Origin of the sequence: Pseudoalteromonas shioyasakiensis (assembly GCF_019134595.1) — a bacterium.
Classification (GTDB): domain Bacteria; phylum Pseudomonadota; class Gammaproteobacteria; order Enterobacterales; family Alteromonadaceae; genus Pseudoalteromonas; species Pseudoalteromonas shioyasakiensis_A.
On the sequence record NZ_CP077770.1, the window covers coordinates 1,570,020 to 1,595,498 of the forward strand.

At 40.7% G+C, this 25,479-nt stretch carries 21 protein-coding genes and 1 riboswitch; of the genes, 12 read left to right on the forward strand and 9 right to left on the reverse strand.

Features of this window, described 5'->3' with window-relative positions:
• Nucleotides 1-298 precede the first annotated feature (298 nt).
• On the forward strand, nt 299-1,894 hold the full coding sequence (locus KQP93_RS07355; RefSeq protein ID WP_217876496.1) for a hypothetical protein: 1,596 nt from the start codon (nt 299-301) through the stop codon (nt 1,892-1,894).
• Nucleotides 1,895-1,969: 75 nt separating this feature from the next.
• Here KQP93_RS07355 and KQP93_RS07360 read toward each other — a convergent pair whose 3' ends face one another.
• From KQP93_RS07360 to nadK, 4 genes are all read right to left on the reverse strand, one after another.
• Complete coding sequence (locus KQP93_RS07360) at nt 1,970-2,368, reverse strand: hypothetical protein (RefSeq protein WP_217876497.1); 399 nt, start codon at nt 2,366-2,368, stop codon at nt 1,970-1,972.
• Nucleotides 2,369-2,415: 47 nt separating this feature from the next.
• Nucleotides 2,416-4,089, reverse strand: a complete 1,674-nt coding sequence (gene recN, locus KQP93_RS07365; RefSeq protein WP_217876498.1) for a DNA repair protein RecN — start codon at nt 4,087-4,089, stop codon at nt 2,416-2,418.
• A 68-nt stretch (nt 4,090-4,157) separates the two neighbouring features.
• The gene (locus KQP93_RS07370) at nt 4,158-4,721 is read right to left on the reverse strand and encodes a hypothetical protein (RefSeq protein ID WP_217876499.1); all 564 of its coding nucleotides are present in this window, start codon (nt 4,719-4,721) and stop codon (nt 4,158-4,160) included.
• A gap of 94 nt (nt 4,722-4,815) precedes the next feature.
• Nucleotides 4,816-5,700, reverse strand: coding sequence for an NAD(+) kinase (nadK, locus tag KQP93_RS07375; protein WP_217876500.1), 885 nt, complete (start codon nt 5,698-5,700; stop codon nt 4,816-4,818).
• Nucleotides 5,701-5,820: 120 nt separating this feature from the next.
• On the opposite strand from nadK, the gene KQP93_RS07380 reads away from it, so the two are divergent.
• Both KQP93_RS07380 and grpE read left to right on the forward strand, forming a co-directional pair.
• Nucleotides 5,821-6,765 (forward strand): HrcA family transcriptional regulator, encoded by a 945-nt coding sequence (locus KQP93_RS07380; protein ID WP_217876501.1) that lies wholly within the window; start codon nt 5,821-5,823, stop codon nt 6,763-6,765.
• A 58-nt stretch (nt 6,766-6,823) separates the two neighbouring features.
• Complete coding sequence (grpE, locus tag KQP93_RS07385) at nt 6,824-7,432, forward strand: nucleotide exchange factor GrpE (protein ID WP_054551515.1); 609 nt, start codon at nt 6,824-6,826, stop codon at nt 7,430-7,432.
• 66 nt (nt 7,433-7,498) lie between these two features.
• On the opposite strand, the gene KQP93_RS07390 is transcribed toward grpE, so the two are convergent.
• Nucleotides 7,499-8,689, reverse strand: a complete 1,191-nt coding sequence (locus KQP93_RS07390) for a Bcr/CflA family efflux MFS transporter (RefSeq protein WP_217876502.1) — start codon at nt 8,687-8,689, stop codon at nt 7,499-7,501.
• Between the two features lie 192 nt (nt 8,690-8,881).
• Between KQP93_RS07390 and KQP93_RS07395 the strand changes: the two genes are divergently transcribed.
• Nucleotides 8,882-9,679: a M48 family metallopeptidase gene (locus tag KQP93_RS07395; protein ID WP_217876503.1), complete on the forward strand. Its 798-nt coding sequence runs from the start codon at nt 8,882-8,884 to the stop codon at nt 9,677-9,679.
• Nucleotides 9,680-9,760: 81 nt separating this feature from the next.
• Nucleotides 9,761-11,674 carry a hypothetical protein gene (locus tag KQP93_RS07400; protein ID WP_217876504.1) on the forward strand — a complete coding sequence of 638 codons (1,914 nt, stop codon included), beginning with the start codon at nt 9,761-9,763 and terminating at the stop codon, nt 11,672-11,674.
• 76 nt (nt 11,675-11,750) lie between these two features.
• Here KQP93_RS07400 and KQP93_RS07405 read toward each other — a convergent pair whose 3' ends face one another.
• Together KQP93_RS07405 and KQP93_RS07410 are read right to left on the reverse strand one after the other, a co-directional pair.
• Nucleotides 11,751-12,533 carry an outer membrane protein OmpK gene (locus tag KQP93_RS07405; RefSeq protein WP_054561705.1) on the reverse strand — a complete coding sequence of 261 codons (783 nt, stop codon included), beginning with the start codon at nt 12,531-12,533 and terminating at the stop codon, nt 11,751-11,753.
• A 92-nt stretch (nt 12,534-12,625) separates the two neighbouring features.
• Nucleotides 12,626-13,939 (reverse strand): Na+/H+ antiporter NhaC family protein, encoded by a 1,314-nt coding sequence (locus KQP93_RS07410; protein ID WP_054561704.1) that lies wholly within the window; start codon nt 13,937-13,939, stop codon nt 12,626-12,628.
• Between the two features lie 280 nt (nt 13,940-14,219).
• Here KQP93_RS07410 and dapB point away from each other — a divergent pair, with 280 nt between their 5' ends.
• The 5 genes from dapB to KQP93_RS07435 all read left to right on the forward strand — a co-directional run bounded on the left by dapB (nt 14,220) and on the right by KQP93_RS07435 (nt 21,286).
• Nucleotides 14,220-15,017, forward strand: a complete 798-nt coding sequence (dapB, locus tag KQP93_RS07415) for a 4-hydroxy-tetrahydrodipicolinate reductase (protein ID WP_217876505.1) — start codon at nt 14,220-14,222, stop codon at nt 15,015-15,017.
• A gap of 207 nt (nt 15,018-15,224) precedes the next feature.
• The gene (carA, locus tag KQP93_RS07420; protein ID WP_055020805.1) at nt 15,225-16,361 is read left to right on the forward strand and encodes a glutamine-hydrolyzing carbamoyl-phosphate synthase small subunit; all 1,137 of its coding nucleotides are present in this window, start codon (nt 15,225-15,227) and stop codon (nt 16,359-16,361) included.
• A gap of 16 nt (nt 16,362-16,377) precedes the next feature.
• On the forward strand, nt 16,378-19,596 hold the full coding sequence (gene carB / locus KQP93_RS07425; RefSeq protein ID WP_217876506.1) for a carbamoyl-phosphate synthase large subunit: 3,219 nt from the start codon (nt 16,378-16,380) through the stop codon (nt 19,594-19,596).
• A gap of 51 nt (nt 19,597-19,647) precedes the next feature.
• Complete coding sequence (greA, locus tag KQP93_RS07430; RefSeq protein WP_054561700.1) at nt 19,648-20,124, forward strand: transcription elongation factor GreA; 477 nt, start codon at nt 19,648-19,650, stop codon at nt 20,122-20,124.
• Nucleotides 20,125-20,242: 118 nt separating this feature from the next.
• Nucleotides 20,243-21,286, forward strand: coding sequence for a S66 family peptidase (locus tag KQP93_RS07435; RefSeq protein ID WP_217876507.1), 1,044 nt, complete (start codon nt 20,243-20,245; stop codon nt 21,284-21,286).
• 36 nt (nt 21,287-21,322) lie between these two features.
• Here the strand turns inward: KQP93_RS07435 and KQP93_RS07440 are convergent, their stop codons facing one another.
• Entirely contained in the window at nt 21,323-21,979 is a 657-nt protein-coding gene (locus KQP93_RS07440) for a nitroreductase family protein (RefSeq protein ID WP_217876508.1), read from the reverse strand.
• Nucleotides 21,980-22,081: 102 nt separating this feature from the next.
• Between KQP93_RS07440 and KQP93_RS07445 the strand changes: the two genes are divergently transcribed.
• Together KQP93_RS07445 and ribB are read left to right on the forward strand one after the other, a co-directional pair.
• Nucleotides 22,082-23,020 (forward strand): LysR family transcriptional regulator, encoded by a 939-nt coding sequence (locus KQP93_RS07445; protein WP_217876509.1) that lies wholly within the window; start codon nt 22,082-22,084, stop codon nt 23,018-23,020.
• A 47-nt stretch (nt 23,021-23,067) separates the two neighbouring features.
• Nucleotides 23,068-23,215: riboswitch (FMN riboswitch) on the forward strand.
• A gap of 112 nt (nt 23,216-23,327) precedes the next feature.
• On the forward strand, nt 23,328-23,981 hold the full coding sequence (gene ribB, locus KQP93_RS07450; protein ID WP_105180530.1) for a 3,4-dihydroxy-2-butanone-4-phosphate synthase: 654 nt from the start codon (nt 23,328-23,330) through the stop codon (nt 23,979-23,981).
• A 50-nt stretch (nt 23,982-24,031) separates the two neighbouring features.
• Here the strand turns inward: ribB and KQP93_RS07455 are convergent, their stop codons facing one another.
• Complete coding sequence (locus KQP93_RS07455; protein ID WP_217876510.1) at nt 24,032-25,474, reverse strand: serine hydrolase domain-containing protein; 1,443 nt, start codon at nt 25,472-25,474, stop codon at nt 24,032-24,034.
• Nucleotides 25,475-25,479: the final 5 nt, after the last annotated feature.

Consider the following 25,479-nt stretch of genomic DNA (forward strand, 5'->3'; position numbering starts at 1 on the left):
CGATTTTTTAAATCCTGCGAGCAAGGTTCACCAAGTTATAAAATAGAGTTTTTAGTTAATGTTTATCTTAATTTAATACCGCTTAGTGATAAAGTTTTATTCTTAATGCAGTAAAGCCTGAGTTGTTATTATTTCCCACCTTTTTGTCTAATTATCAAAAGTTTCTGATTGTATTTAATCTACGGAAGCCTAAAATCAACGTGAACATAATTTATACGCAGTTTTATTAATGATTAATAATTTATTTATCATTTTTACTAGTGATAAAGTTTTGATTAATTCTTCAGGTGAAAATACAATGAAAAAATCTATCCTATCTGTATTGATGGTATGCGGATCAGTTGCTGCTGATGCTTCGGCAACTAGCTGTACAGGCGAGCTCTATGGTATTAACTCTGGTCGAGGTCATTTAGGCGTTGTTTTTTCGCTTGATGAACAAGCTCAAACAGCAGCTATTCATTCAAAAGCGAAGTTTTCTTCAGCAGCAATGGCGTTCGATAGTACTCGTAATCGTTTATACTATGTTTCAGCCCCACGAGCTTTAACTTATAAGCTAGATCCGAGCTCTTTGAACTTATCAGATGATGAATTAAAAGACTTACCAATTAAAGGCGAAAAGTATAAATATACTAAACTAGCTTTTGTTGACATGGAAACAGGCGAGCATACAGAAGTTGCTCGAACAAGCCCGATGACTCGATTAGCATATGACCCAAACCGTGATGTTATTTACGGCTCTAAAGGCAGTAAGTTCTATGTTATTTATCCAGATTCTGGTGAAACCCAATTTGTAGGCAATATGACTGGTTACGGAAGTAGCTTAGATATTTTCCGTGGTGATATGGTTGTTAAAAATGGTGAAGTCTATTTAGTGTCTGCAACCAGTATTTTCTCTTTGGACCTTTCTACACTTACGTTATCGAAAAAGTCTGAACATGGCTTAACAACTGTAACGGGTGCAGCACTTGATCAAAATGGTGAGCTCCTTATTTCTCGCGAAGTAATAAACGATCAAGGTAATTACAATATAACTAAGCTTTATAAAGCGTCGATTGAAACGGGGAAAACATGTGCAATGGGTACTTACCCTATGCGTATTAACGATTTGGCACTTAATACATTAAAACCAGTTGCGTGTTATGCCCAGCCAACCTGTAGCACGGGTGCAGAGTCGTTTGTTATCACGAGTATTGATAAACAACGAAAAGCGACTTGGCAAAATTATACAATGAATGCTTATTTATTTGATAAGCCAATAGCAAAACTGACTAGTTCTGCAAACTTTGGTGAAGGTGGAATTGTAAATAAAACACTTTCAATTAATCATGATTTTGCAGCTGCCAATTCTATTACAGAAGCAGCTATTGATTCTTATGATACAGATATCTTTTTTGTAGGAAGCTTTAACGATACAGATTTCACCGATGCTGAACTCTCAGAGCTTTACAATTGGTCAAAAAAATCAGGAAACGTCACTATTATTGCCGCTGATCCGGATATGCCTAATGAAAAAGTGTATGCGAAATGGGGTTATACGGTTACACGTGATGGTTATGTAGATGGTCCAAATACACAAAACCCTGATGGTGTGGGTACTCAAGCTCAACAAGCTATTTTTGCTGGCCCTTTTGGTGGTGTCACAAGTTTTTATCAAGCAGGTGGTGCTAAAGGGTATTTTTCTGAGATGCCTGCAGGTACACAAGTCTTAGCAATTAATCAAGATGGCTTGCCTACGATTGTTATGGACTCAGAAACTGGCGATATTCTTCTATCTGATAACGGTATAGTTAACTCGCAAAATAAAGAAGGTAATTATACTGACGGAACAGCAGTTTCAAGCATGACTGAACGTTTATTTATGAACTTAATTAATTTCGCCAGCGAAATTGAGTAAGCTTAATATATAAATTATTATATAAAAATCGCGAAGTATTTTTGCTTCGCGATTTTTATATTTAACTATGATTTTTTACCAACAGCCTGTGAGGGTGCTTTTCACTCTATTAGTGTGCTGCTTAACAAGTAAATAATTAACACCAACAAGCAATGTATGGCTGATTGCTAATATTATTAACCATGACGAAAAGTCATGTGTTAATTGATTAATTGTTAACATGCTAATTAGCATTAAAACTAACGATGAATTTAACGCAGTTTGTAGCAACTGCTTAAAACGTAAATGTTTCCAGCGACTCCAAACAACCAAAAATAATCCGGCAGTTGGGAGGGCAATTAAAATACATTCAAATATAGTAACGATTAATTGCGCACTTTGATAAGCTGAATCAGTTGTTGCCCCCTGTGAATGACTTGAACTCAGTGCAATCAAGCCAAGCACTAAAGCGGTAAACATATTTTTAATATTCATTTCTAAAATCTAACCAACTTAAACTCTCAACAGTATTAATTATTTACTTATGCATGTGCGCTAATAAGTTCTTTAGCATTCGCTCTTGCCATTTTACTAATGTTGTCGCCAGCAAGTAGTCGGGCAATTTCATCGATACGGCCATCTTTTGACAGTTTATTCATATGCGTAAATGTTTCGCCGTTTGCAATTTCTTTGGCTACAAAAAATTGTTGATGTCCAGAACTTGCAACCTGTGGCAAGTGAGTTACACAAATAACTTGGGTCGATTTACCTAATTGGCGCAATAGCTTGCCGACTGCAGAAGCAGTAGGGCCTGAAATACCCACATCAACTTCATCGAAAATAAGAGTCGGCGTTGTAACACGCTGAGCAATAATTACCTGAATAGCTAAACTAATCCGCGATAACTCACCACCAGAAGCCACTTTAGACAGTGCTTGCATCGGTTGACCCGGGTTGGTCGATACCAAGAACGATACAGTATCAAAACCCATTGCACTTGGTGCTTTATCGCTAGTTTGTTGAATATCAATCGCAAACTTGCCGTTTTCCATCGATAAATTCGCCATGCTATCACTAATTAACTGGTTAAGCGTATCTGCGTAGCTATGACGGCTTTCACTCAACAATTGAGCGGCATGCTTATATTGCTCAAGGGCATCGCTGATTTCGTTTTCAAGTGCAACAAGGCGGTCGCTGTTATAACTAATTGATGCTAATTCTTCTGCGATTGATTGGTGAAACTCAACGAGCTCCTCTGGTTTGATGTGATGTTTACGGGCAAGGTCCATAGCACCGGTTAAACGAGTTTCAACTTCGTCTAAGCGAGCGGGGTCTAAGTCGGTAACATCAACATAACTGCGTATCTCGCGGCTTGCTTCTTCAACTTGAACGGCAGCTTCACTCAGTAGAGATGCTATGCTAGATAAGCTTTCATCGTAGCTTGCTAGCTCTGCAAATTGTTGAGCACTATGCTGCAACAATGAACATGCACTTTGCTCATCGCTTTCGTATAAGAGTTGTAACTCACGCTGACATGATTCTAAGATTGTTTGGCTATGGCTTAGTTTATGATGCTCAGTTTCAATCTCTTCAAACTCACCCGGTTGCAGAGCAAATTCATCAAGTTCGGCTACTTGATACTCAAGTAATTGCTTTTGAGCTGCCTGTTGCTGCTGTTGTTGTTCAAGCTGGTTAAATTCTTTGAGTAATGCTTGGTAAGCTTTGTAGCGCTCTTTAACATCAGTTAATAGCTTATTGTGGCCAGCATAGGCATCAAGCAGATGTAACTGATGTTCAGCTTTTAATAAATGCTGATGGGCGTGTTGTCCATGGATAGAAATTAAATACTGACCTAACTCTTTTAATTGTGCAGCGGTAACTGAGCTGCCATTGATATAGCTTTTGCTACGGCCATTTTTGCAAATAACACGGCGTAGTAAACATTCACCTTCGTTGTTTGAAAGCAAATGTTGCTCTAAAAAGTGTTGGGCAAGAGGGAGTTGGCTTATATCAAACTGTGCACATATTTCTGCACGATCAGTACCAGGGCGAACGGCACCAGCATCTGCACGTTCACCTAAGCATAAAGAGAGGGCATCAATTGCAATTGATTTACCTGCGCCTGTTTCACCTGTAATGGCTGTCATACCACTGTGCCACTCAGTACTTAAATTACTTACAATGGCAAAATTTTTAATTTCTAACCCGATTAACATACTGTTTATCCATCCAGCTAATTAACTGTTAATTTATACAGTGTTTTCGGGTTTTGCAAATTAAATTTTTATGCTTTGCTTAATTCTGACTGCTGAGTTATTTGAGTCGAATCATCTGGCGCTTGTGTGCTCTGGGCTGGCGACTGATCGTCTTGTAAATCGGTGGGGGGCTGATATTTAATTACTTCAATGAGTGATGGTAGGGTTTCTTGGTAAAAGGCTTTGTTGTATTCAATGCCATTATAAGGAAGTTCGGCCATAAAATACTGTAATCTGTCTGCAAGCTGATCAATATGCTCTGGACTCTGTGCTTTACTGGCTTCCATCATGATTGTATTTATAAGTAGATCGCTGATGTACTCAAGATAAACGAGGTTTTCTTCATTGTGGGCTTGCACTACAAAGTAATTGCTAGTGATCATGCTCAAACGCGAGATGTTCTTCGGACGAATGATTTTCCCTTCGCTGAAATCAATTAACTTGTCTTTAAAATCATTATTGATTTCTTTTACTCGTTGATTAAAACGTTTTTTTTCAGCTTCAATAGCCTTACGACGGTTGCTCTCAACCATCCAGTAACAACCTAGCAAGGTGATAAGTAATAACAGAGCAAGAAAAACGATATAGCTCATTTCGCCTTAGAATCCTTAAAAAAGTACAGCATTAAGTTTGATTATTTTGCGCTATTCAATCTGCCTTGGCAATCAATTGAGATAAAAAAGCCGCTTAAAATAAGCGGCTTCCCCAGTTCAACTTTTTCCTTAATACATTGTAGTAAGAGTATTCTTTAGGGTGGATCAAGCGTAGACGCTTATCTGCTTTTTTTATCACCACTTCGTCACCAGGTAATACAGCTAAAACCACATGACTATCGCAGCTCACTTGCAGGCTGTCGGTATTTTCAAGACTAAGCTTTAAGCGTACTTCGTTATCGGCATCAACCACCAGAGGGCGGCTTGATAGAGTATGCGGGAACATAGGCACAAGTGATATCGCGTTTAACTCAGGGGTCAAAATAGGCCCGCCACCAGATAATGAATAAGCAGTTGAGCCGGTCGGTGTTGAGACAATTAAACCGTCTGAGCGTTGCGAGAATACAAAGTCGTTATTAATAAATGCTTCAAACTCAATCATATGAGCCACTTTATCGGCATGAAGTACTGCTTCATTCACTGCCAAGTTTGCACTTTTAAGTTCGGCGTGACGATATACTTCAACTTCAAGCAGGAAGCGCTTTTCTTCGAGGAACTGGCCACTTAGCACTTGTTCAAGGCTAGCTTCGAAACCTTCTGGGTTTAAGTCGGTTAAAAAGCCTAAGTTGCCACGGTTTACACCAATTACGGCAACATCAAAACGCGCTAAAACTCTTGCTGCGCCAAGCATATTGCCATCACCCCCGACGACTATGGCTAAGTCTGCACGTTCACCTAAATCTACCAATTTAACTAGGTTTTCTTGGGGAAGGTCTTCAAGTTGGCGGCCGGTGCGCTGTTCTACTAGCACTTCAAAACCTAAGGCTCGCAAAAATGTGTGCAGGCGAGCAAGTGTGGTAGCTGCCCCGCTGTGATTAGGTTTGCCAATTAAACCTATGGTTTTAAACGGTGAATCCATGTTATTTGCACTTAAACTTTCATATCGCTAGATTACATTAAAAATTAATGCTTTGAAAATAACTTGAAATAAACTTGCTGCGCCCAAATATCCACAGGCAAGTACCAAGATGTATAAATTATGAAATTAAATCCGCGTGACCAACAAATTTTTTCAGCTGTAATGAGCCTTTACTGTAACGGTGAAGGTCAGCCTGTTGCCTCTACCCGTATTGCCAAACAAAAAGGCATGGCGGTATGCTCAGCGACTGTGCGCAATGCAATGGCTCGGCTAGAAAAAGTGGGCTTACTCTATTCACCGCATACTTCAGCTGGCCGCGTACCTACCAATGCTGGGTTTGATTATTGGCTTACTGAGTTTTTTGCTCTGCCTGAAATCGCAACATATTGGCAGCCAGAGCAAGCACAATTAGTTGAGCTCGCCCATGGTTTGAGTCAGCGCTATAAAGTGTGTTGTTGTGTGGGCTTACCTCAAGTCAGCTCACAGCTAGTATTTCGAGTAGAGGTGCTTGATTTTGATGGTAGCAATTGGCTTATTCTACTGATAGATAGAGCAGGGCAAAGCCATAATATTTGTATTAGTAAACCAGCAGATTCATCCGATGCCGTTCGTTACCAGTTTGCAACTTGGCTTAACACTGTATTTAGCCAGCAAACCTTAATGGAAGGCTTATATCGAATGCAGGCAATGGCGGGCACTGCACCACATAATTGCCATGACTCTTTAACACAATGGACTCGGCAATTAAGTCAAAAGCTCGGCTCAGACAACAGCATTGTGGTAGGTGAAAACTACCTTTACCGCCAAGTTGATTGCCAAACCAGTTTAAACATTGGTGTATCGTTTTTAAATTTTGTTGAAGATAAACTCGCATTTAAAAATGGGATATCGGTGTTAAACACAGAGCAATTGCCATTTACCGACTGTAATGAGTTGATGGTGATCAGCGTTCCTTATTTTAATAACCATGAATACCAGAGCCGATTTTGCGTAATTTGTCCAAAATCAGCGCAAATAGAAGCAATCATCCAAGAATTTAAGTTAATCGGCTCATCAGCCTCTTGAATCTTTTAATTCAATCCCCATAATTACCGCAGTTGTAAAGAATTGGAGCATGTAAGCTATGTCTGAGCAGACAAAATCACCAGAGCAAGAAGTTGAACTAAACGAAGAATTTGAACAAATGCAAGCTGAAGTAGAAGCTGCAGAAAAAGCGGCTGAACAAGTTGACGGCGAAGAAATGAGCCCTGAAGCTGAAATCGCACTACTACACAGCGAATTAGAAGCGGCTAAACAAACGATCAACGATCAAAAAGACAGTGTTGTTCGTGCTGCTGCAGATGTTGAGAACATGCGTCGTCGTGCCGCTCAAGATGTAGAAAAAGCGCATAAGTTTGCACTTGAAAAGTTTGCTAACGAATTACTACCTGTTATCGATAACCTAGAGCGTGCGATTGAGTTTTCTGATAAAGAAAATGAGCAGCTTAAGCCTGTGCTTGAAGGTATCGAAATGACTGTTAAGAGCTTTAATGATGCGGTATCAAAATTCGGTGTTGAAATTGTTAACCCACAGGGTGAACAATTTAACCCTGAATTCCATCAAGCAATGTCAATTCAGCCAAGCAATGATGTAGCGCCTAATACTGTTCTTGCAGTAATGCAGAAAGGTTATACATTAAATGGCCGTTTATTACGCCCTGCAATGGTTATGGTATCAAAAGAAGCTGAATAAGTTTTAAAGAGATATAAAAAATGCCTGTTAATTACAGGCATTTTTTTTACCAATTATGTTAAGTATTTAACTCGTTTGGTATCGTTTCCGATGCCAAAGCTGCACGAGTAAGATAAGTATGAGTGCACTGAACATCATCGCAGAAAATGGAATGGCACTTTGTGGTTGAACAAAAGCAAGGATAGGCCCAACTAAAGCGCCACTGCCGAATCTCAGGGTACCAATAACAGCTGTTGCAGTCCCTGACTTTTCCTCAAATTGCATAAGTATTAATGAGTCTGCATTACTGGCGACAATACCCAAGCTCATCATCAATGGTGCGATGGTGGCAACGATAAAATACAGCGATAAATGCATCACACTGAATAACAACAATGCCCCACCAGACACAAAGCCAATACCTAGCCCAATAAATAACAGTTTACGAGAACCTAAGCGCGGCACTAAACGTGTATTCATAAAGTTACCGAACATTAAAGCCAGCACGTTAAAGGCGAATAACACACCGAACAATTGCTCATCTACTTTGAAGAAATCGAGATATACATAAGGTACCGATGTTAAAAAGCAAAAGAATGCGAATGAGGCAAACATTGAACTGGCAATATCGGCAAGGGCACTCCGACGGGAAAATACCGTTTTATAACTATTAAAGAACAGTGCCAAGCCACGTTGCTGACTTTTAAAGATTGGAATATCGATTAAATGAATTTGCACCAAAGCTAAAATGGCAAAACTGTAAGCAGCTAATGCGATGAAAATAACCTGCCATGTTGAAACTCCCATGATCAATGAGCCTAGAGTAGGGGCAATTAAGGGGGCAACCATCATGATCATCGATACATAAGACATGCCTTTGGCGGTGTTCTCTCGGTAAATATGGCGAATAATACCCGGCACTACGACTGTCGCAGCGGCACCTGTGAATGCTTGCACGGCTCTTAAAGACCAAAATAATTCGATGTTAGTACAAAATGCCAGTGCTAATGAGCTGATGCCAAATAGCGCTAAACCCACCTTTGCGAGTAATCGCCTACCAAGTTCATCGGCTATCGGGCCAAAAAACAACATACCCAAGGCATAACCCGCCAAATAAATACTGAGTGATATTTGTACATTTGGCATGGTAGTTTGCAAGTCGTTGGCAATCACCAACATTGCCGGTAAATATAAATCAATTGCTAAAGGCGTAATCGCGACAATACTTGCCAGTAAAGGTAATAAAATGCGTTTATTTAAAGTCTCAGGGGAAGGCATTGTTTACTCATTCATCAAACATTAGGTCACTATTGTAGCAGTGTGAGTCACTGTGGTGAACTTAGTTTGCCTGCTAAGTAAAAGAATTAACTAAATGATAACAACAGAGCGGGTGATTGTTCATTTTCATATAAAATTAAGCAATGCTTTGCTATATTAGCCACAATTGCACTAAGTATTTGAAGGACTAGTATGAAAAAGTTAATCATGGCAGTGTTAGCCTCCGCTGTTTTAGCTGGCTGTAAAACCTCTCCAACAGGGCGTACACAAATCGCGCTTTATTCAGACCAACAAATGAGCCAAATGGGTCAAGCAAGCTTTGCTGAAATGAAAAAAACACAGCCTGTTAATACCGACCCTGGCGTCAATGCTTATGTGAAATGTATTGCCGATGATGTTATTGCCGTTTTACCTAATGAGTATGCAAAGCAGTCTTGGGAAGTTGTTGTGTTTGAAGAAGACTCAGCAAACGCATTTGCATTACCGGGGGGTTATATTGGCGTTCATACAGGTTTATTAAAAGTTGCTGTAAATCAAGATCAGTTGGCAACGGTACTAGGTCACGAAGTTGCACACGTTATTGCTGAGCACTCTAATGAGCGTGTATCACAAAACGCACTGTTACAAACAGGTCTGCAAGTTGGTGGTGCAGCGCTTGATATGGGTAATGTGCAATATCGCGGCGAAATTATGCAAGCCTTAGGCTTAGGCGCGCAGTATGGTGTTGTTTTACCATTTAGCCGCTCACATGAATCAGAAGCAGATATTGTTGGCTTAGATTTAATGGCAAAAGCAGGGTTTAACCCAGAGCAATCAGTGTCGCTTTGGCAAAATATGAGTGCAGCTGGTAGTAGCGGTACACCTGAGTTCATGTCGACTCACCCAGCACCGGGTAACCGCATCAAAGAGCTTCAAAAGCACATGTCGGATGCATTAAAATCCCAGCAAGCTGCCAAAGCAAAAGGCAAAACCCCACAGTGTAAACTGTAAACCTACACTACTGATTACGCTTTTAAAAAGGCTAAAAACTATTTTTAGCCTTTTTAAATTAAACCAAATAGGTTATCAAGGATGAAACGAATAACTTTATTGGCTATCGCTGCTATGCTAGCTATGGCTACCACTTACTATGTATTGAAAACTGAGAAGGATGTAGCTAATAAATCCAAAAAAGCTGTTAATACATCGACAGTTATACGTTCTTTACCACAAAACTCCGAAAAGCCTCAAAGCACCACATTAAAAAAAACTTATACTAAACGCTCGTTTCCAACAAATACACCTGATCAACAGCAGTGTATAGATTTAAGGAGCAAACAAAATCGTCTCCAAAATGACTATTATGATGATATTGAGCTAGTCGCATCAAACGCCTTTAAAAATGGCTACACTGCAGAGCAAGTAGCAAATGCGATATGGTCTACTTCAAGTTGGTCGCCGGCACAAGTTTGGTATAAGAAAGCAATAATACATGAAGCTGTAACAAAGCTAATGCCTAGTATAAAATTACTTCCAAATAACCAGCAATTCCTAGATCAATATACTTTCGTCAATAAAGAAAATTCACCTATAAAAAAAGTAGTTGATTATTCCGAGTCATTAGATGAAATTTGGCAAGGATTACCTTCTAAGGCGCTTACTTTAAAAGCTACATCCACGAATACTTCACCTGTTGAAGTTGTTAATGAGATTGAACGAATTTTTTCACAGTTCCCTTATGACATACTCAATAATAGACATATTTCTCCATTACAATCCGTTTTAAGCCATTTAGTCACAAAAAAAAGAATTCCAGCAGCAATTATGTTGTTACAACAATACCCGGGTTTGGCATTTTCAGAGGTTATTTTTGATAATGAAGCTGCAACTTCGCTTCTTAGTATTATTGGTAATGAAGGCTATGAAATTGACGATCCGCAAACTTACCGACATTTTTTGGAGTTGTCTGGGGTTACTGAAAAAGATATTTACTATCAGGATATTAGTCATCCGCTTTTTAATAATAAAGAGATTAAAATAGCGGTGAAAAAATTAAGTGATAAAGGTATTAATGTTAACTTAATCTCAGCAACTGATTTGGCAAAGCCAGAACCTATATTGCAATTAAATATTAAAGCAGATGAATTGACAGAAGCTGAAGCACGTAGTTTAGATAAATGCAATGCAACAAAGCAGTGGCTTGAAGAACGTCAATTCAGCTTAGATGATCTAGATATCTATACAAGAGATTCATTTACTGACTTGGTAAGATCATCACCTGAATTTAGCTTTTGTGAACGTAACCGGCAGCCAGAAAATTTGCCAACTATAAAAAGCCAGTTTACTCGCACAAATCAGTTGATCAACCAAACGGTAGCTAATCAAGGTATCTCAATTGAAGAGCTTGATTTAATGACTTTAGAATTACCTGAATTACTACCTGAAACTAATTCAGTGTTGGGGGTCATCCTAGCTCGTGATTATTTAAAGGCAACTTCATTAAGTAAGCAGGAAATTATAACGAAGCTTAGTAATGCCGGGTTTAAACCGTCAGATGGTGACTTGGCATTGTTTTCGGGGTTAGCTAAATTAAAAGGGTATACCATTTGGCTTGATAGTATACCTTTTGAAAAGCCAGAGTATGTTAAAGGGATTTTAAATGAATTTGCCAGTAATGGAATATTTGAACCATTTTCCAAACTTAGCAGTGCTTACCCAGAAGTTGAATTTGACCGAGATACAGAGCTAGACCCGTTTTATTTTTTTATAAAAAACTATTCAAATATGTCATTATTCTTTGGTGATATTAGTGCCCAAGAAAAGAAAGACAATACAGCATTTATAAACTATTTTAAGAGCCAAGGTGTGGAAGTTAAACCTCAGCACATGCGGGCAGTATTTGAACGGAAAAAATCTGAGCCAGACGCATATGATGCACTGACCAAGCATTTTCCGCAGCTAAAAGTCGAAATTTTAGATGACTACTTTTCGTTAGACTGCCTATAAAATTTGTATTACTAAAAATTTATTTACGAATACTAAACTGCGAAATAATTAGCTATTTCGCAGTTTTTTAGACTGTTTAAAACGTCCACTCAACGTGAAGTTGTGGTACTGACTCAGTTGTGTCTGTACCTAGCTTGTTGTGCCAGTATTGCCACTCAAGGCCTAGCAGTAAGGTGTTTTCCTTCATGCTCATTGCATGACCTAAATCCCACGTAATGATTGGCTGCGCTAAAATCCACGCTTTAACGTCTTCGCCAAATTCATTTTCACGCTCAGCAATGTATTCTACGTGGCCCGTTACGTTGAACTTTTGTGAGCCAATAGTAAATGGGTAGCCCCAAGCAACATCAATCATCCAGCTGTTTGTTTCAGTTGGTGCACCACCGCGTGCTACGCCTTCACTGTCATCGATGTAAGCGGTAAATAAAGTAGATAAAAAGCTAAAGCCCGGTGCTTGCCAGCTAAGCTTTACACCTGGTAAATACTTAAGAACTTTAGAGTCGCCTGCGGCATTAAAACCTGCCGTTAAACCTACATCAGCAATTGCGCCGTATGAAAAATCACTGCCAGAGATTTTTGATAAGCTAAATGTTGAATACCACTCGCCGTAAAAGTCTTTATCTTGATAGCCATCTTGACGGTCGTCATTGCTGTAATCAATAAAAAAGAAGTTGTCGCCATAGTCATAACCAGACGCATGCTGTAGTGATACAACCGTGGTATTTGACTTAGTTAATGAAAACGGGTTTTTGTGTTCACCGTTATTAACGTGTAATTGCGTAGAGCTCCAATTAGCGGCATAGCTCGAAGTACTTACTGCACAAAGCGCAGCAACAGAAAGGATCTTTTTCAAGTTCATATCTCAATATTGATGGTGTAAAGGGGGATACAAAGGTTGGATTATAGCAGATACGCCCATATTTGGGCGTATCTTGAGAAAAATTATTTAACTTATGCTTTATTTCGGCGTAAGCAAATTACTGCAACGGCAGTAAAGGCAAGAATAAAGCAGTAGTAAGAAGAGGTAGAGACTTCCCATGGGCTAATTTTGAAGGTTGCGCCGAGTAGAAGTGCTTGTGCGCCATACGGCAATGAGCCTTGCGTTACACAAGCAAAAATATCAAGTAAGCTTGCTGAACGCTTTCCTGTAATTTCACCATCATCTGCTAATTTTTTAGCAATTGGGCCTGCAACAATAATAGACACGGTATTATTGGCAATACATAAGTTACTAGTCATAACCAGTGCCGCAATACCTAATTGATCAGCTACTTTACGGTGCCATTTTGCAATGATTTTTGTAATTGCTTGAATTTTGTTAGCAATATAATCAAGACCACCATTAATACGGATAAACTCTGAAAGGCCGCCAATAAACATCGATAGCAAGAAAATCTCCTGCATATCAGTAAAGCCTTTATAAACATCTTTTACAAAGCTTGCACCTTCATAGCTGCCAGTAAAGCCCATAAGTGCAGCGAATATTATACCGCTAAACAGCACCACGAATACGTTAAAGCCCATTACCGCTAGCACTAAGATAAAGGCATAAGGTAACACTAATAAAATATCGAAGTCTTGTGTCTCTACAGCTTCTGCAGCAGGCGTTAAGAAGAATAACAAGCCGATAGTTAATGCCGCAGCAGGTAAGGCGATTTTTAAGTTCTCACGGAATTTATCTTTCATTTCACAGCCCTGCGTGCGGGTTGCAGCAATAGTTGTGTCAGAGATGATTGATAAGTTATCACCAAACATGGCACCCGATACAATCGTGCCTGCCATCAGTGATGGATCTATGCCTGTTTTTTGAGCGACAGCATAAGCAATCGGGCCAATCGCACCGATAGTACCCATTGAAGTACCCATTGCAGTTGACACTACCGCAGCAATTAGAAATAACCCTGGTAGTAATAAAGCGGGCGGAATAAGTGATAAACCCGCATTAACAACGGCATCAACACCACCGGTTGCACCAGCAACCGCAGAAAACGCACCGGCAAGCAGATAAATCAAACACATAGTGATGATGTTGCTATGGCCCGCACCTTTAATAAAGGTTTCAACACTGTGGTTGATGGTATTTTTGTTTAAGATAAACGCCAGCATGATGGCAGGTAAAATTGCCACAGGGGCAGGCAATTGATAGAAGGCGTAATCGACACCTTGAGACTGTAAGTATAAGCCAGCGCCTAAAAATAAGCCGACAAACACCAAAAGCGGCAGCAAAGAAAGTTTTGCTTTTGTTTTATTAAATGATGGCTGCATCATATTCCTCGTTAGATAACCAATAACACAGCCAAACACTTCTTTTAGCTGTATTTAGTTGTGTCTAAAAGACAACAACAGCGCCCGCAAGCCAAAGACCAAATCGGCGCAAAGGAAGAAGTTTAAATGTATAGATGGCTAAATGCAAAGACTATCTGTTATTATTGTTGTTCTATTAATAAATCTAAAATTAGCTCTGTATTTTTTATAAGCTAACCTGACTATTACATGAGTTTTCGATAAAATCCAGCCAGCTAAGAAGAATAGATAAGGTAACTATATGAACCGCATAGGTGTATTTGGCGCAAACGGCCGCATGGGGCTTGCACTTTTAGAAGCTGTCTCAAAAAAAGATGACGCAACATTAACGGGCGCGTACGTACGCGAGAATTCGCCACTTTTAGATATAGCGGTTAATCAATTAAACAGCGCTGCATCAGCAGCTATAACATTTAGTAAAGAAACCGACATAAAAGATGCTGATGTATTGATTGATTTCACCTTACCAGCAGGAATGCGCAACCACCTAAAAACAGCGGTCGAAAAAAATATCGCCATGGTAATTGGTACTACGGGCCTTAACCAAGATGATCTTGATGCGCTTAATGATGCGGCGAAACACATTCCGATTGTTTTTGCCCGCAACTATAGCGTAGGTGTGAATTTACTGCTTAACTTAGTGCAGACTGCGGCTGTGAAGTTTGGCGATGATATGGATATCGAAATATTTGAAGCTCATCATCGTCATAAAATCGATGCACCATCAGGAACTGCATTGGCAATTGGTGAGGCAATTGCCGAGGCAAAAGGTTGGCAGCATGATGAAGTCGCGCGTTTTGATAGAAGCAATGACGAACACGCAAAATCACAAAATGAAATCGGTTATTCAGTCATGAGAGGCGGAGATATAGTAGGTGAACACACCGCATATTTCGCAACTTCTGGCGAAAGGCTAGAATTAACTCATAAAGCAAGTTCAAGAATGACCTTCGCATTAGGTGCTGTAAGAGCTGCGGGCTGGTTGAAAAATAAACCAGCAGGACTTTATGACATGCAAGATGTGCTTGACTTGAAGTAGTTTAGTTTCTTTTTTGGCAGTTTCAGTGAATTTTTAGTTAATAACGCTTATTTTTACTATTTTATTAATTAAGGTTAGATCTGAAAGTTAATTTACTGTAGAATAGCGCCAATTTGCCAAAAATTCATAAATGCGTGTTTCCAATCGCTATAAACGGGCAGTAGAGCAAATGACTTTACTCCCGTTTTTTACTGTTAGGAGGTTAACTTGACTAAATCCGCTCTGTTAGTCCTAGAAGACGGCACAGTGTTTCGCGGTACTGCAATCGGCGCTGACGGCATGTCAGTCGGTGAAGTAGTATTCAATACGTCTATGACTGGTTATCAAGAAATTTTGACTGACCCTTCATACGCGGAACAAATCGTAACTTTGACGTACCCACATATCGGTAATACGGGTACTAACAGCGAAGACGAAGAAGCGGGTCAAATCTGGGCTAAAGGCCTAGTGATCCGTGATTTGCCACTGCTAGCAAGTAATTTCCGTAACGAGCAATCGTTAAGTGATTACTTAAAAGAACGCAATATCTTAGGTATTGCTGACATCGACACTCGTAAATTAACACGTATCTTACGTGATAAAGGCGCTCAAAATGGTTGTATCATTGCAGGCGACGAGTTAGATGAGAATAAAGCGCTTGAAGCTGCGCAAGCCTTCCCAGGCTTAAAAGGCATGGATTTAGCAAAAGTTGTCTCAACCAAGGAAAATTTTGAGTGGCGCGAATCAAGCTGGACGTTAGGTTCAGGCTTTAAAACGCTAGAAGCAGCAGACGAGAAGTTCCACGTTGTTGCTTATGACTTCGGTGTTAAACGTAATATCTTACGTATGTTAGTTGACCGCGGTTGTAAATTAACTGTTGTTCCTGCACAAACATCTGCAGAAGACGTACTGGCATTAAACCCAGACGGTATCTTCTTATCAAATGGCCCAGGCGACCCTGAGCCGTGTACATACGCGATTGAAGCAATTAAAACTTTCCTAGAAACAGACACGCCAATTTTTGGTATCTGTTTAGGTCACCAATTACTTGCACTTGCTTCAGGTGCACAAACGGTGAAAATGAAGTTTGGTCACCACGGTGGTAACCACCCAGTTAAAGACCTTGACCGCAATGTTGTAATGATCACAGCGCAAAACCACGGTTTCGCAGCTGACGAAGCAACATTACCAGCGAATTTACGTGCAACTCACGTATCATTATTCGATGGCACGCTACAAGGTATTCACCGCACAGATAAGCCTGCATTTAGCTTCCAAGGTCACCCTGAAGCAAGCCCAGGCCCACATGATGCGGCGCCATTATTTGACCACTTCATCGATTTGATGCAAGCACGTTCTAACTAATTTAACCGGAGTAACAATGCCAAAACGTACCGACATAAAAAGCATTCTTATCTTAGGCGCAGGCCCGATCGTAATCGGTCAAGCTTGTGAATTTGACTACTCTGGTGCACAAGCGTGTAAAGCACTACGAGAAGAAGGCTTTCGAGTAATTCTTGTAAACTCGAACCCTGCAACTATCATGACTGACCCTGAAATGGCGGATGCGACGTACATCGAACCAATTCACTGGGAAGTGGTAGAGAAAATCATTGAAAAAGAAAAGCCAGATGCAGTACTGCCTACTATGGGTGGTCAAACAGCATTAAACTGTGCGCTTGATTTAGATAAGCACGGCGTACTGGCAAAACACGGTGTTGAGCTAATCGGTGCAACTGCTGATGCAATCGATAAAGCTGAAAACCGTGAGCGTTTTGACGTAGCAATGAAGAACATTGGTCTTGAGTGTCCGCGTGCAGAAATCGCTCACTCAATGGAAGAAGCACACGATGTACTTAGCCGCATCGGTTTCCCATGTATCATTCGTCCATCATTCACTATGGGTGGTACCGGTGGTGGTGTTGCATACAACCAAGAAGAATTTGATGAAATTTGTGAGCGTGGTTTAGATTTATCACCAACAAATGAACTTTTAATCGATGAATCATTAATCGGTTGGAAAGAGTACGAAATGGAAGTTGTTCGTGACAAAAACGACAACTGTATCATCGTATGTTCTATCGAAAACTTTGATCCTATGGGTGTTCACACAGGTGACTCAATCACGGTTGCACCAGCGCAAACACTAACTGATAAAGAATACCAAATCATGCGTAATGCATCGATGGCGGTACTTCGTGAAATCGGTGTTGAAACAGGTGGTTCAAACGTACAGTTTGGTGTGAATCCAGTTGATGGCCGTATGGTTATCATCGAGATGAACCCTCGTGTATCTCGTTCGTCTGCACTCGCATCAAAAGCAACGGGCTTCCCAATTGCGAAAATCGCAGCAAAACTAGCTGTAGGTTACACGCTTGATGAGCTACAAAACGACATCACTGGCGGTAAAACACCAGCGTCTTTCGAGCCGTCAATCGACTACGTTGTTACTAAGATCCCACGTTTTAACTTCGAAAAATTCGCAGGTTCAAACGACCGCCTAACAACACAGATGAAATCTGTGGGTGAAGTTATGGCAATTGGTCGTAACCAACAAGAGTCACTGCATAAAGCATTACGTGGCCTTGAAGTAGGCGCAACGGGCTTCAACCCAATTGTTGCCCTTGATGATCCGAAAGCGAAAGAAAAAATCATCCGTGAATTACGTGAGCCAGGTGCTGAGCGTATTTGGTATGTAGCAGATGCAATGCGTCACGGAATGAGCGTAGAAGAAGTTTTCGAACTAACTAAGATTGACCCTTGGTACCTAGTACAAATCGAAGACATCTTAAAAGACGAAGCAACAATCAGCGAAGTTGGTATGGCTGGTTTAAATGCTGAGTTCTTACGTAAGCTTAAGCGTAAAGGTTTCGCTGATGCGCGTATCGCAGAAATTGCCGGTGTCTCTGAAGCAGAAATTCGTAAGAAGCGTCACCAGTTAGATATCGTGCCTGTTTACAAGCGCGTTGATACCTGTGCTGCCGAATTTAGCTCAGACACAGCTTACATGTACTCAACTTATGATGAAGAGTGTGAAGCGAACCCATCTGACAAAGATAAAATCATGGTAATCGGTGGTGGCCCTAACCGTATCGGTCAAGGTATTGAATTCGATTACTGCTGTGTTCACGCAGCATTAGCTTTACGTGAAGACGGCTACGAAACAATCATGGTTAACTGTAACCCTGAAACTGTTTCAACTGACTACGATACATCTGATCGTTTATTCTTCGAGCCAATCACGCTAGAAGATGTACTAGAAATCGTACGCGTTGAAAAGCCAAAAGGTGTTATCGTTCAGTACGGTGGTCAAACACCACTGAAACTTGCTCGTGAACTTGAAGCGAATGGTGTGCCAGTTATTGGTACTTCACCTGATGCAATCGACCGTGCAGAAGACCGTGAGCGTTTCCAACAACTTGTTGAGCGTCTAAACCTTCTTCAGCCAGAGAATGCAACAGTAACTTCAATGGAAGAAGCGATTGTTAAGTCTGCTGAAATTGGCTTCCCACTGGTTGTACGTCCTTCGTACGTACTAGGTGGTCGCGCGATGGAAGTGGTTTATGATGAAGACGATTTACGTCGTTACATGACTGAAGCAGTATCAGCGTCAAATGAAGCGCCTGTACTACTTGACCACTTCTTAGATAACGCAATCGAAGTTGACGTTGATGCTATCTGTGACGGTGAGCAAGTAATCATCGGTGGTATCATGGAGCACATTGAGCAAGCAGGTGTTCACTCAGGTGACTCAGCGTGTTCATTACCAGCTCACTCACTAACTGCTGAAGTACAAGACGTAATGCGTAAGCAAGTGACAGATATGGCACTAGAGCTTGGCGTAGTAGGTCTAATGAATACACAGTTTGCTGTGAAAGACGGTAAAGTTTACTTAATCGAAGTCAACCCACGTGCTGCGCGTACAGTACCGTTTGTTTCTAAAGCGACAGGTATCGCACTTGCTAAAGTAGCGGCACGTTGTATGGCGGGTCAGTCGCTAGCAAGCCAAGGTATTACAAAAGAAGTAATCCCTCCTTACTACAGCGTAAAAGAAGTGGTACTGCCATTTGCTAAGTTCCAAGGTGTTGACCCAATCCGTGGCCCAGAAATGCGCTCAACGGGTGAGGTAATGGGTGTTGGTGAAACTTTCGCCGAAGCATTCGCTAAAGCACAATTAGGTGCAAGCAACACTTTACCACGCGGTGGTCGCGCGTTACTATCGGTACGCAACAGTGACAAACCACGTATCGTTGAACTAGCTAAAACCATGACTGATCTTGGTTTCGAGCTAGATGCGACAGGTGGCACTGCAAAAGCACTTGAAGAAGCAGGCATTGCAGTTCGTCGCGTGAATAAAGTATACGAAGGTCGTCCTCATATTCTTGATAGAATTAAAAATGGTGAATACAGCTACATTGTAAACACTACTGAAGGCCGCCAAGCGATTGAAGATTCGAAGGTGTTACGTCGTGGTGCGTTACAGCATAAGACTAACTACACAACGACTCTGAACGCGGCATTTGCTAACTGTACTGCAAACCAAGCAGACGACCGTAGCAAGGTGACGTCAGTTCAGGAACTACATCAGCGAATGAACTAAGGAAATGTGCCAAGGGCGAGGCAATCGCCCTTGGGATTAAGTGAGAATAATATGCAATCAATTCCGATGACAGTTCGTGGTGCAGCATTACTGCGCGAAGAACTTAACGAATTAAAAACAGTTACCCGTCCAAAAATCGTTGCTGATATCGCTGAAGCACGTGAGCACGGTGATTTGAAAGAAAACGCTGAATACCATGCTGCTCGTGAGCAACAAGGTTTCTGCGAAGGCCGTATTCAAGAAATTGAAGCGAAGCTTTCAAATGTGCAAATCATTGATGTAACTAAAATGCCTAATACAGGTAAAGTTATTTTTGGCACAACGGTTACTATCGTTAATGTTGAAACCGATGCTGAAGTAAAATACCGAATCGTAGGCGATGACGAAGCAGATATCAAAAACAATCTGATCTCTGTTAACTCACCAATCGCGCGTGGTTTAATTGGTAAAGAGGTAGATGATGCCGTTATCATTAAAACACCAAACGGTGAAGTAGAGTACGAAATCATTGAAGTTGAGTATATTTAGTAGCTTAACCAAGCATTGAGAAAAACCGCAGTTCATACTGCGGTTTTTTTATGCCTGTTTACAGGCGTGAATTTATTCGGTACGTTGGCTACAAGACAGTCGTAATGAAGGAGTAATAATGGCGAAAATTCAGTATCCTAAACCGCTTGAGCTAGGTGATAAAATAGCCATATGTGCTTTTTCATCTGGTGTTGATAAAGCCTTTCATGAGCGCTTAGACATAGTACTTAATGGCTTAACAGCCAAAGGTTTTACTGTTATTGAAGGTGCCTGCTTACGTCAGTCACACAACAGTGCAAAGCAACGTGCTGATGAGCTAATGCAGTATTTAACTGATGATTCAATCGCAGCCATCATGCCGCCATGGGGGGGCGACCTCACCATGGAAATTTTACCTCTTCTGGATTTCAATGCCATAAGTAAAGCAAGGCCTAAATGGTTGGTTGGCTTTTCAGATATCAGCACGTTTGCATGTGCATTAACAACTCGTTGTGGCTGGGCAACCTTGCACGCTGCAAATTTAATGCAAATTCATCCTGACGATCCCGATGTTTATTTAGCAAATATATTCAGTGCCATGTCACTTGAAGAAAAACAGCAACTGCATCAAGTCGCGTCGCCTTTTTATCAGCAAAAACCTATTGATTATAAAGCTAAGCCTGAGGCTCAATTTGACTATACCGCTCCAAGCCAATGGCGCTGTATTAACTATAAAGATAAACGCCAAATTGAAGTGTCTGGGCGCTTAATTGGCGGCTGTTTAGATACGTTAGGTCTGTTGTTACCCTCAAATTACTATTCATTGCATGAATTTAAAAAGCAGTATGCGCCTGAGGGGTTAATTTTATACCTAGAAAATGCAGAGCTTAGTCCGATGGCCCTTGCACGTTGTTTGTTATCGTTAAAGTTGAATAATGTTTTTACTGATGTAAATGCGGTGGTATTTGGCCGCAGCCCTGCAATTAATAACGACTGCTACTTTGATGAATACCAAGCAATAGAGCTCGCATTTAAAGGTAATTTATTCCCAGTTATCGTTGATGCCGACATTGGCCACGTAGCCCCAAATTTAGCACTAATAAATGGAGCTGTTGCCACAATAACAGCAGATTTGTGTGAAGGTATGGCGAGTAATGTGGTTGTGAAGACTGACCTAAAATAACAATTATGCAGGCCAAGCCTGCATAATCTTTAGGCTTTAAACTACAGTAATCACCGCATCTTTATCTAAACGTGATTTTGGTAATGCAGCATTATAATCTTGCTCTGGCTCGTGATAACCAATAGCGAGTGCCACCTCACATACATAACCATCTAACTCATCAGCGAATAGCTCACCGAGCAAGTCTTTATCGACACCTTCCATCGGTGTTGAATCTAAACCTAAACGAGCCACTGTATGCATAGTATTACCTAATGCAATGTAGGTTTGAGCTTTAGTCCAAGCGGCGTTAACACCTTGCTCATCAGTATTTAAATCAACAAAGGCGAATGCGCCAAATGCTTGCTCTTTGTTTTCTGCTTTTGTACGACCGTTAGCAATATCGGCATCAATTACTTTTTCATAATCATCACGTTTATAGCTTGGGTTATAAGCAAATAAAATGGTGTGTGATGCCGCTTTTGCATGAACTTGATTAAACTGAAACTTATTTGCAAAACTATCATGCAAACGCTGTTTACCTTGCTCTGATTCAATTACCACAAATTTCCATGGCTGAGAATTAATAGACGATGGCGATAAGCGTAATGCTTCTAAAATCACAGCTAAGTCTGCTTGGCTAATTTGTTTTGAAGCGTCGTAACGTTTACTTGTATAACGGCGTTGTAAGTCAGAAATGATTGGGTGTGTCATGATTTGCTCCCGCATGTATAACAATTAGGTGCAGTTTACGCTTTGCATACTTTGCGATAAAGCGCATAATCGAATAAACATTATCAAAAATTTTTAGTTAATATGTTGGTTGAAGATCTCAAATTAATCCTCAAGGTTGCTGAGTTTCGTAGCATTACAACTGCGGCAGCCAAATTAGACATGCGAGCCGCTACCGCCAGCGCTGCTATTAAACGTGTTGAAGCAGCGCTGGGTGCTGAGTTATTTGTTCGTACTACTCGTCATTTGCGTTTATCTGCGGCAGGAGAGCGCTTTTTGCCTCAGTGTCAGCAAGCGGTGCTGATGCTTGAGCAAGCGACACTCGCGTTAAAAGGTGAGCATGATGAAATCGAAGGGGAGCTAAGAGTCGCATTATCTTCAGACTTAGGCCGTAATATTATTATTCCTTGGTTAGATGAGTTGCTTGATGAGTATCCAAAGCTGAGTATGCGCCCGCATATTAGCGATAGTAATGTCGACTTTTATCGAGACTCCGTTGATTTTGCACTTAGGTATGGCTCGCCATCCGACTCAAATTTATATGGCTTTAAAATTTGTAATGTTCCGCGGCTGTTATGTGCAACCCCAGAATACATTGCCGAACATGGCGCGCCGACACATCCAGATGAATTAAATCAGTATCAAGGCCTATTTTATCAACTGCAAGATATCATCAATAATGTCTGGGAATTTACCGATGGAACCGAGCGTTTTAAGGTGAAAATGCAAGGCCGTCGAGCTTCTAATGATGGCGATTTGGTAAGGCGTTGGTGTGTGGCTGGTAAAGGCCTAGCGGTTAAATCATGTATTGATATCAGTGATGATTTATTAAGTGGGCGGGTAGTGCCAGTGATGCAAAATTATCCTCACTTATGTGCAGAGCTTTGGCTTATATGCCCAAGTCGACAATCCATTACACCCGCGGTTCGTCTAGTGCGTGATATATGCCGAGAAAAAACCAAGGCGATCCTCAATCAACTGATTGAAAAAGGCATATTAGATAAGCGGGTACTCGATAACTAATTATTTTAGGTATAGAATAGCTGAGCTTTTTCATCTTATTGATTAAGCAACATTCTCAGGGCGGGGTGAAATTCCCCACCGGCGGTATACTTTGAATTTAAGTGAGCCCGCGAGCGCTTTAACTTCGGTTAAAGGTCAGCAGATCTGGTGAGAGGCCAGAGCCGACGGTGATAGTCCGGATGAAAGAGAAAGATGATGTAGAAAATCTATAAAACAGTAATTGGCTGCCTGCGGGTGGTCTTTTTTGCTGTGCCTTTCAATGTCCTGAATCTTTTCATATTTAATTTAATAGGTATTAAAAATGATGATTCAGTCTTCTTTACTCAGCCAATTTGGCGAACCACTTGAACGCGTTGAACGTGCTATTGCTGCCTTGCAGCAAGGTGAAGGCGTACTTGTAGTAGATGACGAAAACCGTGAAAACGAAGGTGATTTTGTGTATTCAGCACAGCACCTGACCACAGAGCAAATGGCCATGATGATCCGTGAAGGTAGCGGTATTGTGTGTCTTTGCATGGGCGATGAGCGTGTTAAACAGCTTGATTTACCACAAATGGTTGAGCATAACACCAGCCAGAACAAAACAGCGTATACAGTGACCATTGAAGCTAAAACGGGCGTGACAACCGGCGTTTCAGCAGCTGATCGTGTAACCACCATTAAAGCGGCAACAGCAGACAATGCAAAGCCTGAAGATTTATCTCGCCCAGGACATGTGTTTGGACTGCGTGCACAAACGGGTGGTGTATTAGTTCGCCGTGGCCATACTGAGGCATCGGTTGATTTAATGCAGTTAGCTGGTTTAACACCGTTTGGTGTTATTTGTGAATTAACGAATCCAGATGGTTCAATGGCTCGCTTGCCGGAAGTAAGCAAGTTTGCCAGTGAGCACAACATGCCCGTTGTTTCGATTGAAGATTTAGTTGCTTATATCCAAGCAACGCAAAAACAGGCGTGTTAAAAGCTTTAAGCTGAAAGTAAAAAAGTGAGGCCACTATTTGTGGCCTTTAATTATTTTAATTTCTCAATTGCCTGTTTAGCACTTTCACTGTCAGGATTAAGTTTTAACGCACTTTTGTAACTTGTTAATGCTTTTTGTTTATCACCAGCTGCTAAATATGCTTCACCTAAACTGTCAAATGTATTTGCTGATTTTGGATAAGATTGATTATTGAGTTCAAACACTGTTATTGCCGCGTCTAGCTCATTCATCTGCATCAATTCATAGCCAAAGTAGTTTAGCGACCTTTCTCTAGGCGTATTACCCTCACTCACCATTTGCTGATAGGTATTCTTCAGTCCAGCAATACCTTCACGTTTAAATACGTTATAAAGTTTACTATCTACATGCTCTGTCGCATTTTCGTAGGGTTTGCCATAGTAGATTGCAAGTAAGCCATTAGTCATGGGGGTGAGTGGCGCACCACCTGTATTATTTAAAATGATAACCAGTAATTTGTCTTCGATTATTCTACTTATAAATGCATTAAAACCATTGATACCACCGCCATGTTGAATACGTGTTAGGGGTTTTCCGTAGGTGCTTTTATCAAGGTTTGTTACTTCCCAACCAAGCGCATAATTTCTTTGCTCAGAAACGTGATACATCTGCTTCTTATACTCTTTGTTCAATAACTTATCCGTGTAGAGAGCTTGATCCCATTTTAGTAAATCTCGTGCTGTTGAGTACATAGACCCAGCAGCATACGGGATAGACATATCTAAATAATCAGTATTGCTATAACCTGCTAGGCCATTGTCGTAACCCGATACGCGAAATTTAATGATTTTATTGTGAGAATCATAGCCTGTATCCTTCATATCGAGTGGATCTAAAATATTCTTCTGTAATACGTCTTGATATTTTTGACCTGTTACCTTTTCGATTACCGCACCCAAAATAAAGTAGCCAGAATTGCTATAACGAAATTCAGTGCCGGGTTCGAACATGAGATCATCACTACATAGCAAGCGAATAAATTCATCAACACTGTAAGGGTTTCGGCTGAACTCATCACGAAACGATTTTGCCTGAGTATAATTTCCAAGACCAGAGGTGTGATTAAGTATTTGGCGAAGGGTAATTTTAGTGGCTATATCTTGTCTGTAATCAGGGAGATATGTTGCAAGGTGATCATCGAGTTTAAGTTTACCATCTTGTGCCAATTGTAGGATTAGCATGGCGGTAAATTGTTTGGTAATTGAACCAATTCTAAATTTACTTTTATCACTATGCTTTAAATCCCATTCAAAGTTTGCATAGCCAACGCTTTGTTCAAATAGTACTTTTCCATCTTTTGCAACTAACACATTGCCATTAAACTGCTTGAAGTTATGAAAGCCATTAATAAAGTCAGCCATCTCCGCTTGCATGTTTTGGCTATATGCGAGGCTTGAAATTGCGAGTAAATAAAAAACTACAAGCAATCTTAATTTCTTAAAGAATATGTTCATTGCTG